Annotated in this window: 9 protein-coding genes; 3 read left to right on the top strand and 6 right to left on the bottom strand. The window is 73.6% G+C overall.

The features are described from left to right. Positions 1 to 2: 2 nt before the first annotated feature. From ACZ3ZD_RS30950 to ACZ3ZD_RS30970, 5 genes are all read right to left on the bottom strand, one after another. Positions 3 to 1,214 (bottom strand): LLM class flavin-dependent oxidoreductase, encoded by a 1,212-nt coding sequence (locus ACZ3ZD_RS30950; protein WP_467404499.1) that lies wholly within the window; start codon positions 1,212 to 1,214, stop codon positions 3 to 5. Continuing rightward, positions 1,211 to 2,575, bottom strand: a complete 1,365-nt coding sequence (locus ACZ3ZD_RS30955) for an NtaA/DmoA family FMN-dependent monooxygenase (RefSeq protein ID WP_467404501.1) — start codon at positions 2,573 to 2,575, stop codon at positions 1,211 to 1,213. The genes ACZ3ZD_RS30950 and ACZ3ZD_RS30955 overlap by 4 nt, the downstream gene beginning before the upstream one ends. Positions 2,576 to 2,727: 152 nt before the next feature. Next, entirely contained in the window at positions 2,728 to 3,417 is a 690-nt protein-coding gene (locus tag ACZ3ZD_RS30960) for a response regulator transcription factor (RefSeq protein ID WP_467404503.1), read from the bottom strand. After that, entirely contained in the window at positions 3,414 to 4,670 is a 1,257-nt protein-coding gene (locus tag ACZ3ZD_RS30965) for an IS701 family transposase (RefSeq protein WP_467404507.1), read from the bottom strand. Before ACZ3ZD_RS30965 ends, ACZ3ZD_RS30960 begins: the two co-directional genes overlap by 4 nt. 398 nt (positions 4,671 to 5,068) lie before the next feature. Continuing rightward, positions 5,069 to 6,304, bottom strand: coding sequence for an MFS transporter (locus ACZ3ZD_RS30970; protein ID WP_467404509.1), 1,236 nt, complete (start codon positions 6,302 to 6,304; stop codon positions 5,069 to 5,071). A 348-nt stretch (positions 6,305 to 6,652) separates the two neighbouring features. Between ACZ3ZD_RS30970 and ACZ3ZD_RS30975 the strand changes: the two genes are divergently transcribed. Then, entirely contained in the window at positions 6,653 to 10,015 is a 3,363-nt protein-coding gene (locus tag ACZ3ZD_RS30975) for an AfsR/SARP family transcriptional regulator (protein ID WP_467404512.1), read from the top strand. A 290-nt stretch (positions 10,016 to 10,305) separates the two neighbouring features. On the opposite strand, the gene ACZ3ZD_RS30980 is transcribed toward ACZ3ZD_RS30975, so the two are convergent. Next, the gene (locus tag ACZ3ZD_RS30980; protein ID WP_467404514.1) at positions 10,306 to 10,692 is read right to left on the bottom strand and encodes a MerR family transcriptional regulator; all 387 of its coding nucleotides are present in this window, start codon (positions 10,690 to 10,692) and stop codon (positions 10,306 to 10,308) included. A 103-nt stretch (positions 10,693 to 10,795) separates the two neighbouring features. On the opposite strand from ACZ3ZD_RS30980, the gene ACZ3ZD_RS30985 reads away from it, so the two are divergent. Together ACZ3ZD_RS30985 and ACZ3ZD_RS30990 are read left to right on the top strand one after the other, a co-directional pair. Next, positions 10,796 to 11,536 carry an SDR family NAD(P)-dependent oxidoreductase gene (locus tag ACZ3ZD_RS30985; protein WP_467404517.1) on the top strand — a complete coding sequence of 247 codons (741 nt, stop codon included), beginning with the start codon at positions 10,796 to 10,798 and terminating at the stop codon, positions 11,534 to 11,536. A gap of 266 nt (positions 11,537 to 11,802) precedes the next feature. After that, positions 11,803 to 12,954, top strand: coding sequence for an isopropylmalate synthase (locus tag ACZ3ZD_RS30990; RefSeq protein WP_467404521.1), 1,152 nt, complete (start codon positions 11,803 to 11,805; stop codon positions 12,952 to 12,954). The last annotated feature ends 14 nt before the right edge of the window (positions 12,955 to 12,968 follow it).

Raw genomic sequence — 12,968 nt, forward strand, 5'->3', positions numbered from 1 at the left:
GGTCAGCCGTGCCGCGCGTACCGGTTGCGGGGCACCGGCAGTCCCAGCCGGGCCCGCAGGGTCCCGGTGCCGTAGGCGCGGCGGAACGCGGCGCGGCGCTGGAGTTCCGGCACCAGCCGCCGGGTGATCGCGGTGAGGTCGTGCGGCAGGGCGCCGGGGCGCAGCCGGTAGCCGTCGAGCCCGGCGGTGCGCCAGTCGAGCAGCAGGTCGGCCAGCTCGCCGGGAGTGCCCGTGAAGACGGCGGCGTCCGAGGTGTACTCGGCGCCGTCCAGCGCGTCCAGGCGCCCCTTGCGGCGGGCGGCGGCGCCGGGCTCGTCGTCCAGGAAGACGACCAGGTCCGCGAACCGGCGCAGCGGCCGGTCCCGCAGGTCCCTGCCGACCAGGTCCACGGCCTCGTCGACCTGCGCGAGGATCGCCTTCGCGCCCGTACGGTCCCGGGGCGTGACGAAGACGACGTCGCAGCCGCGCGCCGCGAACTCGTACGGCGTCGAGGCGTGCGCGAGGCTCGCCACCACGGGCTGGCCCTGCGGCGGGCGGGGGGTGATCGAGGGGCCCTTGACGCTGAAGTGCGGGCCCTCGAAGTCGATGTGGTGCAGTTTGCGGCGGTCGAGGAAGCGGCCCGTGGCCGTGTCCCGTATCTCCGCGTCGTCCTCCCAGCTGTCCCACAGCCGGCGTGCCACCTCCACCACGTCATCGGCCTCGGCGAACAGCGGGCGCAGCCTTCTGGCGATCAGTTCGGGGTCGCGCACGTCGTCGTCGGTCAGCTGCGGGGTGGTGCGGCGGCCGAAGTGGGCGGCGTCGGCGGCGCGTGGGGCGATCTGCGGACGCCAGCCGGCCCGGCCCTCGCTTACGTGGTCGAGGGTGGCGATGCCCACGGCGACGTGGAACGGCTCGGTGTGGGTGACGTTGACGGTGGGGACCAGGCCGATGTGCGTGGTGAGCAGGGCCAGATGGGAGGCGAGCAGGGCCGCGTCCAGGCTGCCGCGGACCTGGTCGGTCCGGTCGTCGGGACGGTGCGGCCTGGCCGACTGCGGGCCGAGGGCGTCCTCGAAGGTGACGAGGTCGAGCAGGCCGCGTTCGGCCTCCGCGACCAGGTCCGCCCAGTACGCGGCGGTGAACAGGGCGTCGGGGCGGGCGTCCTCGGCCCGCCAGGCCGCGGGGTGCCAGCCGGCGCCGTCGAGGGCGACGGCGAGGTGGAGCGGGGTGTCGTTCACGATGCCTCCCGTGCGTTCCCGGACGTGCGCTCGGCGCGCGGCCGAGGGGCGAGACCGAGGTGGTGGCGCAGGGTGGTGCCGGTGTAGTCCGGGCGGTGGACGCCCTTCTCCTGAAGCAGGGGCACCACCCGGTCCACGAAGTCGTCCAGGCCGCCGGGTGTCAGGTGCGTCGCGAAGACGAACCCGTCGGCGCCGTCGCTCTGCACGAAGTGGTCGATTGCGTCGGCGACGGTGTGCGGGCTGCCGACAAAGGTCTGTCCGCCGTGCACCTCGATCATCAACTCGCGGATGCTCAGCCCGCGTTCCCCGGCGAGGGCGCGCCAGCGCCGGGCGGTCTCGGCGCGTCCGGTGCGGAACACGGAATGCCCCTTCAGGACCAGCGACTCGGGCTCCGGGTCGATGTCGGGCAGCGGCCCGTCGGGGTCGTACGCGGACAGGTCGCGGCCCCAGACGGCCTCCAGGTGGGCGAGGGCGGTCTGCGGGCTCACCTGGGCCCGGGTGATCTCGTCGGCGTAGGCCGCGGCCTCCGCGTCGGTGTCGGCGACGACGACGGTGGCGGTGGGCATGATCCGCAGGTCGTCCGGCGAGCGGCCGTACCGGGCGAGACGGCCCTTGACGTCCCGGTAGAAGGCGCGGGCCTCCGCCAGGCGGTTGTACTTGCTGAAGACGACCTCGGCGTCCGAGGCCGCGAACTCACGGCCGGGTTCGGACTCTCCGGCCTGGATGATCACCGGGTGTCCCTGCGGGGTGCGCGGGGTGGTGAACCGGCCCGAGATGTCGAAGTGTTCGCCGTGGTGGGCGAATTCACCGGCTCCGGGGCGTACGAACCGCCCGGCCGCCGCGTCGGCGCGCACGTCCCCGTCGGCCCAGCTGTCCCACAGTTCAAGCGCCGTGGCCAGGAACTCGGCGGCGCGCGTGTAGCGGTCGGCCTCGGCGAGGAAGCCGCCGCGGCGGAAGTTCTCGCCGGTGAAGGCGTCGAAGCTGGTCACCACGTTCCAGCCGGCCCGCCCGCCGCTGAGGTGGTCCAGGGTCGCGAGCCGGCGCGCCACCTCGTACGGCTCGTTGAACGTGGCGTTGACGGTGGCGGCGACCCCGAGCCGGGTGGTGACGGCGGCCAGGGCGCTCAGCATGGTCAGGTTGTCCGGGCGGCCCGCCACGTCCAACTCGTAGATCTCTCCCTTGTGTTCGCGCAGTCGCAGCCCCTCGGCGAGGAAGAAGAAGTCGAACTTGCCGCGTTCGGCGGTCCGCGCGAGGTCCACGAAGGAGCCGATGGCGATCTGGCTGCGGGAGCGCGGGTCCGACCAGACGGTGACGTTGTGGATGGCGGGCAACTGGGCGGCGAGATGGATCTGCTTCGTCAAGATGCTCCTTCGGGTGGCGCGGGTTCGCGTACGCACGGACTGGGTACGCACGGACTGGGTACGCGCGGATGCGGTTACGCACGGCTTCGGTTAAGCACGGCTTCGGTTACGCGCGGATGCGGTTATGCACGGAGACGAACGGGCCGGCCGGTTCAGCTGACGGACGTCTCGGGCACCTGCCCGACGTGTCCCATGCGGTAGCCGACCCCGCGCACCGTGATGATCCAGCGGCTGGAGCCGAGCTTCGCCCGCAGGCTGCTGACGTGGGTGTCGATGGTGCGGCTGGTGCGCACCCAGTTGCTGCCCCAGACCTTGGCCATCAGCTCCTTGCGGGAGACGACGGAGTCCGGCCGGGCGGCCAGCGTGTAGAGCAGCTCGAACTCCGTCGCGGTCACGTCGACCACGCGGTCGCGCAGCCGCACCTCCCGGGTCCGCGGATCGATGTGCAGGGGGCGCAGGGAGATGCTGTCGGCGCCGGTCGAGTGCGGCCGGGTGCGCCGGAGCACCGCTTCGATCCGCGCGCCGATCTCCCGCGGACTCCACGTCCGCAGCACACAGTCGTCCGCGCCCGCCTTGAGCGCGAGCACTCTTTCCAGTTCGTTGTCGCGGCGCGTGCAGGCGATCAGCGGGATGTCGCTCTCCGCCCGCAGCGTGCGGCACACCTCCAGTCCGTCGATGTCGGGCAGGTCCAGGGAGAGCAGCACCAGGTCGGCGTCGTGGTACGACCGCAGGATCCGCGCCCCCCTGTCGACGGTGTGCGCGGCATAGCCCTGCCGGCGCAGATCGCCCGCCGTCGTCTCGGCCGCGGCGGCGTCCGGCTCCACGACCAGCACCTTCTTCACGCGCCCAGGCCTTTCGCTCCGGCGCCCGCCCAGCAGCCCGTGGCGTCGGCGCGTACCGCGGACAGCCCTGCGCCCGGCGCGGGAACAGCGGGGACGGCGCCGTGGGTGCCGTACAGCTGCTGGTAGGCGTACGCCGCCGAGACCATGGTCATGTGGTGGTGCCAGCCCGGGAAGGAACGGCCCTCGAAGTCGAGCACGCCGAATCGTTCCCCCAGGGTGTCCACGGTCGCCCGGGCGGCCCTCTGGCTGCGGGCCAGCGCCAGGACCTCCTCCACGCCCCGGTCCATCAGGCTGGTGATCCAGTACCGGGCGGCCCGGCCGCTGTCGGCGGGAGGCCGCTCCAGGACGTGGTACGTCCGTGAGACGCCGTCCTTGGCGGCCCCGCGCTGGGACAGCCGTACCGTTCCGGTGTACACGTTCACCCGTACCGCCTTCGCGCCGCCGTGTTCCGACGGACGTGTGAGTACGTGCGGTTGCCGGGCGTGCGGCTCCTCCATCAGGTCTCCGACGGTGACCACCCGCGGTGCGGGACGGCCGACGAGCACGATCTGGCCGGGGTCGACCTCGCACACGAAGTCCAGTTCGCGGCGGGCGAGTCCGGCCATGACCCCGCTCGCGTCGTCGCACCGCTGGGTCAGGTTGAGCACCCAGGGTGCCTTGCGCAACTGCGGCTGGGCGGCGAGGACTTCGGCGGCGAAGCCGAGGACGAACGCCCCCACGGGGCGTCCGGTCTCCGCCTCCGGTATGCGCGCACGGCGCCGGCGCAGGTCGTCCCAGTCCCAGGCCCCGTCGAGGACGAGGCTCCAGTCGACGGGGAAGCAGCGGGTGCCCGTGGCCAGGAAGAGGCCCACTCCGCGCTGGCAGTTGATGACGCGTCCGGTGGCCTGGTCCAGGCGCCGGTGCACCCCCACGGAGTGCTCACCCTGCTTCGGGATGAGCAGATCGGCGACCGTCCAGGCGTACGCCGGACGGTGCGCGGTGACGGCCCGGCCCAGTGCGCGGCGCACCGGTTCCCAGGCCCACGTGCTGCTGTTGATGAACTGGTGCAGACCGTGCGCCGCTCCGGCGGGCAGCAAGCCGGCCTCGGCCATGCGCCGCGGTGTCTTCTTTCCCGGTGTGTGGATCAGTCCCCACAGGTACACCCGGGCCCAGCGGCGCTGTTCCGCGCGGTGCAGCGGATTGAATACGCTTTCCACGAATGTCTGTATGCGCTCTCGCTCGGCTGCTGCGCCGCGCACTCCCAATGACGACATGTTTAACTACGCCCCCTCGCAGTCGTGTCGCCCCACAGTGACGATGTACGGGCAGACGTACGAGGGACAAGCTACCGGCTGCATCGCCAAATTCACGCCCCGTGCTGTCACTTTGCCATTTCGGCCGCTGACCAGCGCGAACAGCCCTTTGAGGGGCAGGCGCGAAGCGGGACGAGTGGCTCCGGAAAGCCTTTCCGCACCGCTCGGGACCCGGGAAACAGTCGCTGTCCGCGCTGGTCACGCGGGCTCGGCCGGTCCGGTCGCCGTTGACCGCGGCCGTCGGCGAAGAAGGTCCGAAAGAAAACCCGCGTACCGGCACTCGCGTATGAACATCACATTGCGCACGGGGACGCACTGAATCGTTGAATGGGCGACAGTTTGCTTTTCTTTGAGGAAAGTCAGCCGCCCGGGCGCCGGGCCGGGAAGCCGTGGCGGCGGGCGGCGAGCACGACCGCGAGCACCGGCAGCAGGAGCAGCAGCACCGTCCAGGGGAACGAGCCGCTGCCCACCGCGTCCAGAAGGATCCCGCCCAGCACACCGCCGCCCGCCATGGCCACGTTCCACAGCGTGACGAGCATCGCCTGGGCCGCGTCGGCCTGTTCGCCGCCCGCGTCGGCGACCGCGGTCTGCAACAGGGTCGGCAGCCCGCCCCAGCCCAGCCCCCACAGCACGGCGGCGACGTAGACCGGGGCCCCGCCGTCGCTCAGCGCCGCGAGCAGCGCGGCGGCGGCCGCCACCAGCACGGTGCCGGCGACCGTCAGCGCGTGCAGCCGGTGCTGGATCCAGTGGCCCACGATCCAGAGGCCGAGCAGCGAGGCGACACCGAAGGCGAGCAGCACCAGGTCGGTCCGGCCGCCCATGCCCAGGCCGTCCAGGAAGGCGGCGATGTAGGCGTACAGGACCGTGTGCGCCAGCACGAACACAAGCGTCACGAAGAGCACCGGACGCACCCCGGGGACGCCCAACGCCCGCAGCATGGGCGGCCGTTCACCGCGCCGTTGTCCCGGGAAGTCGGGCACGCGGGCGGTGATCCACAGCAGCAGCACCACCGTGAGCGCCGTCATCGCCAGGAACGCCACGCGCCAGCCGAGGGCCTGGCCGAGGAAGGTCCCCGCGGGCACGCCGAGGGAGAGCGCCACCGGGATGCCCGCCATGGCGACGGCGATCGCCCGGCCCTGCAACGGCACCGGCGCCATCCGCCGCGCGTAGCCGGCGAGCAGGGCCCACGCCAGGCCCGCGGCGACGCCGGCGAGGAAACGGGCCACCATCGTCAGGCCGTAGACGGACGACACGGCCGTGACCGTGTTGGCCACGGCGAAGCCCGCCACGGCGGTGAGCAGCAGCCGCTTGCGCCGCCAGCCCGCGGTGGCCGCCGTCAGCGGGATCGCGGTGAGCGCGGTGCCGATGGCGTAGACCGTGACCGTCTGCCCGGTCGCGGACTCGCTCACCCGCAGGTCGTGGCTCATGCCGGGGAGCAGGCCCGCGGGCAGCGTCTCGGTGAGGCTGGTCAGGAACACCGCGGTGGCCAGGGCGAGCAGCGCGAGCATCGGCAGTCCCGGCGGCGGCTCCGCGCCCTCCCGCGCGGCGGGCGGCGCGGCGCCGGAAGCGGCGGCGGTCTCGGGTGAGGCGCTCATCAGGGTCGTGTACTCCGTATCGTGCCGGGCGGGTCCGCGGACGCCACGGTGGCGTCACCGCGGGGAGTACGACGGTGCGCGCGGCCACTTCGGGAAAGCTTCGGAAAACCTTCCGGGCGGCCTCGGCTCTGGACCCGGGACCGTGAGGGGAGCCGGACCCGGGATCGTGAGGGGAGCCGGACCCGAGACCGTCAGGGGAGCCGGACCCGAGACCGTCAGGGGAGCAGGATCCAGGATCGTGAGGGGAGCCGGATCCAGGACCGGAACCGGAGCCGGATCAGGACCGGAACAGGCCGATCCGATCCCGGACCGGCCTGCGACGCTCACGTAACGGGTACGGTGGCGCACATGCGGTTAGGAGTGCTGGGACCACTCGCGGTGTGGGACGACGAAGGGGAGCCGGTCCGGGTCGCCGAGACCAAGGTACGGGCGCTGCTCGCGGATCTGCTCGCGCACGAGGGCGGCCCCGTCTCCGCCGACCGGCTCATCCACGACCTGTGGGGCGACCACCTCCCCGGCAACCCGGCCGGCGCGCTGCAGGCCAAGGTCTCCCAACTGCGCCGGGTGCTCGGCCGTGAGCGGCTGGTACGGCAGCCCCCGGGATACCGGCTGCGGCTCGACCCGGCCGACGACGTGGACGCCGCACGGTTCGGCCGGCTCGTCGCCCAGGCCCGCGCCGTCACCGACCCGGGGGCCCGGGCCGTCCTGCTCACCGAGGCGCTCGGGCTGTGGCGGGGGCCGGCCTACGCGGACTTCGCCGACGAGGAGTTCGCCCGGGCGGCCCGCGAGTGCCTCACGGAACAGCGGCTGGCCGTGCTGGAGGAGTGGGCCGAGGCCCGCCTGGCGGCGGGGGACCACCTGCTGCTCACCGGAGAGCTGGCCGCGCTCGTGGCCGAGCATCCGCTGCGGGAGCGGTTGCGCGCGGTGCAGATGCGGGCGCTGTACCGGGCCGGCCACCAGGGCGAGGCGCTCGCCTCGTACGAGGACCTGCGCACCCGCCTTTCGGAGGAACTGGGCACCAGCCCGGGGCCGGCGGTGGCCGCACTGCACCAGGCACTGCTCCGACAGGACCCGACGCTGCTTCCGGCTCCACCGGCCGGCCCCGCGGTGCGGGCCGGGTCGGCGGGCCCGGGGCCGGTGTACGCCGGACCGCTGGAGGCGGGATCCCCGCACCCCGCACCCGCGCATCCCGCAGGGCAACCCCCCGAGCCCACTCCCGCCACCACGACCCCGCCAGCACCCCCCACCACCCTCCCCACCCCGCTGACCGCCCTCATCGGACGGCAGAGGGCCCTCGGGGAACTGGCCGGGCTGCTCGGGGAGCAGCGGTTGGTCACTCTCACCGGGCCCGGTGGGGTCGGGAAGACGCGGCTGGCGTTGGCCGCCGCGCAGGGCGGGGACGACGGAGCCTGGTTCGTGGAGTTCGCGGGGGTCCGTGGCGCCACCCCCGACGACCTCGCCGATCTCGTCGCCGCGACCCTCGGCATCCGGGACGCCGCCCCGCCCGCCACCGGCGCCGCCTCCCCCGTGCACCGGCTGGCCGCCGCCCTGCGCGACCGCCGTACCCTCCTCGTGCTGGACAACTGCGAGCACGTCGTCGCGGCCGCCGCCGAGCTGGTCGCGCTGCTCCTGCGCAGCGCCCCCCGGTTGCGCATCCTCACCACCAGCCAGGAACCCCTCGGGCTGGCCGGCGAGGCCGTGTTCCTGGTGGAGCCGCTGCCCACCCCGGACGCCGTACGCCTGTTCACCGAGCGGGCCGCCGCCCGCGCGCCCGGTTTCCGGCTCGGGTCTGCGGACCCCGACGACACCGGTGAGGACGCGGCGACCGGCCACGCCTCGGCAACCGGCGACACCGCGGCAACCGACCACGCCGCCGTCGCCGAGATCTGCCGGCGGCTGGACGGCATTCCGCTCGCCCTGGAGCTCGCGGCCACCCGGGTACGTGCCCTGGGCGTACGGGAGTTGGCCGCCCGGCTCGGTGACCGGTTCCGGGTGCTGAACTCCGGGCAGCGGGGCGCACCCGCCCGCCAGCAGACCCTGCGCGCGATGATCGACTGGAGCTGGGAGCTGCTGAGCGCGCCCGAACGCCTCGTCCTGAGCCGCCTCGCCGTGCACCGTGAGGGCTGCGGCCTCGACGCGGCGGAAGCGGTGTGCGCGGGCGACGGCGTGGCCCGCGGGGCGGTGCTCGACCTCGTCACCCGGCTCGTGGAGAAGTCCCTGGTCGTCGTCACCGCCGGCCCGGCCGGCCCCCGCTACCGCCTGCTGGAGTCGGTCGCCGCCTACGCCGCCGAGCGGTTGCGCGAGACCGCCGACGACGCCCCGGCCCGCGAACGCCACCTGCGACACCACCTCGCGGTCGCCGAACACGCCGAGCGGCATCTGCGCGGCCCGCGGCAACGCGACTGGCTGACCCGCCTGGACACCGAGGCGTGCAACCTGCGCGCCGCCCTGGACGAGGCGGTGCGCCGCGCCGCCGCGGGGCACAGCGAGGAGGCCGTACGGCTCGCCACCGCCCTGTCCTGGTGGTGGCTGCTGCGCGGCCGCCTCACCGAGGCCCGCCGCGCCCTGGCCGCCGTACTGACCGCCACCGCCGGCCGCTGCGACCCCGAACTCGCCCTGCTGCACAGCGGTTTCGTGCTGCTGACCGGCGAGCGCACGGTCACCTGCCAGGCCGACGACATCCCCGACCCGGTGCGCCGCGCCCGGGCGCTGTGGCTCAACGCCTACGGCCGGTTCAGCGTCGGCGACCTGGACGGCAGCCGCGCCCTGAACACCCGCGCGCTGATCCATTTCGAGGCCGCGGACGAGCAGTGGGGGATCGCCGCCGCGCTCGGACTGCGGGCGGCGCTCGCCCTGGTCCGCGGCGACCTGGACGGCCTGGCCCGCGACGGGCAGCGCAGCCGGGCCCTCTTCCGCGGCCTCGGCGACCGCTGGGGCGAGTTGCAGACCGTCTCACCCCTCGCCGCGCTCGCCGAGATCAAGGGCGAGTACGAGCAGGCCGCGCACCGGCAGCACGAAGGACTGCAGATCGCCCGCGAGTTGGCCCTGGAGGCCGAGGTGTCGGCCAGGCTCTCGGGACTCGGCCGGCTCGCGCTGCTCGCCCGCGACTTCGACCGCGCCCGCGAACTGCACGAGCAGGCCCGCCGTATCGCCGTCGACCAGGGCTACAAGTACGGCGAGATCCACGCCGACATGGGCCTCGCCCTCGGCGCGCGCCGCTCCGGCGACATCGACGCGGCCGAGGCGCACCTCTCGCGCATCCGTGACGCCCACGCCGACGTCTCCTCACCGGCCGGCGACCACCTGCTCCACGCCGAACTCGGTTTCCTCGCCGAACTCCGCGGCGACGCCGCGCGGTCCGCCGCCCACCAGCTGCGCGGCCTCGGAATCGCCCACCGCCTGGACGAGCCGCGCGCCCTCGCGCTCTCCCTGGAGGGACTCGCCGGCACGGCCACGCTGGGCGGCGACCGGTCCGGCGCCGGCTGCGCGGCGCTGCTCCTCGGCGCCGCCCACGCCGCGCGCCGCAGCGTGGGCGCGCCCCTGCCGCCCGCCGAACGCGGCGACGTCGACCGGATCACCGCGGCGGCCCGCGCCGTCCTGGGCCGGCGCGCCTTCACCGAGGCGTTCGAGCGCGGCGCGCGGCTGGGCCCCGCCGAGGCCGAGCGCCACGCCCGCACCACCCTGGCCGCCCTGACCGACCGGGCCGCCTGAGCCGCGGCGGGTCGCCTGAGCCGCGCCGCCCGGCCGGCCGCGCCGGGTGGCCTGAGCCGTGCCGGTACGCACTCACCGACGCCGGTACGGATTGGCCGACGTCAGTACGGATCAGACAGCCCTGGTACGCACTCACCGGCACCGGTACGGACTGAGCGGCCTCGGTACGCACTCACCCGCGCCGCCACGGACTCACCCGCCCCGGCACGCACTCACCCGCCCCGGTACGCACACCCCCACGCCGATACGGGCCCAGCAGCCCCGGTACCTCACCCGCCCCCGTACAGACCTCACCCGCCGGAGAGCGCGGTCGCGTCCAGGCCCGTGGACGCGGTGCTGATGATGCCGTCCAGGACGTCGCGGGAGCGGACCAGGTCGGCGATCATCCGGTCCAGCCGGTCGCGTTCGGCGCTGAGTTCGTCGACGAGCCGGGGCGTCGCGCTCGCGCTCGGTGTGCCGTCGCCGTCGCGCATGCACGGCAGCAACTGGGCGATCTTCTTGCTGTTCAGGCCCGCCGCGTACAGCGCCTGGATGCGGATGACCCGGTCGACGGCCCAGTCGCCGTAGTCCCGGTGGCCGCCGGGGGTCCGCTCCGCGTGGAGCAGGCCCTGCGCCTCGTAGTAGCGCAGCGACCGCTCGCTCACCCCGCTGCGCCTGGCCAGTTCACCGATCCGCATGGTTCGACCCCCTGTGTCCGTACAGGACTTGAATCTCACACCGGTGTCAACTTCTAGCGTAGCGGTACGGCGTACACGCGAACCGTCTACGGAGGAAGCATCGATGAGTGACCTGACCGGCAAAGTGGCGTTGGTGACCGGCGGCAGCCGCGGTATCGGCGCGGCGGTGGCGAAGCGGCTGGCCGACGCGGGAGCGGCGGTCGCGCTGACCTATGTCCAGGCGGAGGACCAGGCCCGCGAGGTCGCCAAGGCGATCGAGGCGGACGGCGGCCGGGCCGCGGTCGTCCGGGCCGACCTGACCCGGCCGAACGACGCCGCCGAGGCCGTGGAGCAGACCGTCCGGGAACTGGGCGGCATCGACATCCTGGTGAACAACGCGGGCTTCCTCGCCTACGGCCCGCTGGACGAGGTGACCCCCGAGTACCTGGACAAGGTGCTCGCCGCCGACGTCCGGTCGGTGTTCCTGGCCGCGCAGGCCGCCGCCCGGCACATGGGCGACGGCGGGCGGATCATCAGCATCGGCTCCTGCTTCAACGGCCGTGTCCCCGCGGGCAACTTCGTCCTCCAGGCGATGGCCAAGACCGCGCTCGTCGGTCTGACCAAGGGACTGGCCCGGGAGCTGGGGCCGCGCGGGATCACCGCCACGCTCGTGGACCCGGGCCCCATCGACACCGACATGAACCCGGCCGACGGCGACTCCGCCGAGTGGCAGGCCTCCCTCACCGCCCTCGGCCGGTACGGCGAGGCCGAGGACATCGCCGCGGCGGTGGCCTACCTGGCGGGACCGGCCGGCCGTTACATCACCGGCACCTCCCTCGCCGTGGACGGCGGTTACACCAGCTGAGGCGACCCCGTCCGCGACGACGGCACCGAGCACGACAAGCCCCCGCCGGGCCGCCCGGCGGGGGCTTCCTTCTGCTTTCCGGCGCACGGCGAGCGGTTCCCGGAATGGTCGGAGCCGAAGAGAACGCGCGCATTCCCTGCCCCGCGTGACATTCCCTGACAGCCCTTGACAGAGCTCTGACAGAGCGTGCAGCGGTTCTTTGCAGAGGGTCGCGCAGCATGTTCGGTGTCGAAAAGGAAGCAGGCTCTGGAAAAGGAGGGAACGCAATGGCTGAATCAGCGAACGAGGGAAGCCTTCCGCGGCCACCCCGTCTGTCCGACGCGACCCTGCGCGACTCCGCCCACATGGGAGGTGTCGAATTCGGGCCGAAGGACGCCACCGTCATCGCCGACCTGCTCGTGAAGACCGGTATCGACCTGGTCGAGGTCGGCATGGTCTCCGGTCCGGACTCCAAGGACGCCGACCTGGTCCTCGCCACGCACGAGGCGATCGGTCCCGAGCGCAGCATGACGCTCGTGGTGGTGCGCGACCGCGAACAGGTCAGGAAGGCCCTGGACGAGGCCGAACGCCTGGGCGTGCGGCACATCATGTACTCCATCCCCACCTCGGAGCAGCACGCCGCGCTGAAACTGGGCTCGCCCAGCGCCAAGCTCCTCACCGTGCTGGCGCGTTCGGCGATCTCGCAGGCCAAGGAGCGCGGCTTCCACGTCACGTTCAGCGGCGAGGACGGCGCCCGCACCCCCAGGGAGCGGCTCGTCCCCTACGTCACCGCCGGCTTCGAGGCCGGGGCCGACCGGTTCCGGCTCGCGGAGACCGTCGCGTACCTGTCGCCCTGGCGGATGGAGGAGGTCATCGCCGACCTCACCGCCATCGACGGCTCCGAGATCGAGATCCACTCGCACAACATGCTCGGCATGGCCGTCGCCAACTCCCTCGCCGCCGTCCGCGCGGGCGCGCGGTGGATCTCGGCGACCGTCGGCGGCATCGGCGAGCGCGGCGGCAACGCCCCGCTGGCCGAACTGCTCACCTCACTGCGCGTCATCCACGGCGACACCCGGTTCGACCTGACCCATCTCACGGAGCTGTCCCGGGTGGCCCTCAGGGGCGCCGGGCTCGGCAGCGCCTTCCAGTCCGGTCCGACCACCCCGCACGCCTTCGCCTACGAACTGCCGGGCCAGCTCAGCCACCCGGAGGCGTACGAGACCCTGCCGGCCGAACTCGTCGGCAACACACGCGAGTTGCGCGTGCGCACCCGGCTCACGCCCGCCCTCGTCAAGTGGGCGCTCGCCGGTTCGGGCGTCGACGTCGACATCGACGCCTTCACCGCCTGGCTCGTCGAGCGGCAGGAGCGCAACGGCGCCCCCGTCCTGGACCAGGACGCCGTCCGCAAGGCCGCCGTCGACTTCCAGGCCGCCTGAGCCCCGTACCCGCC

This window comes from Streptomyces sp. NPDC023481, assembly GCF_055560195.1.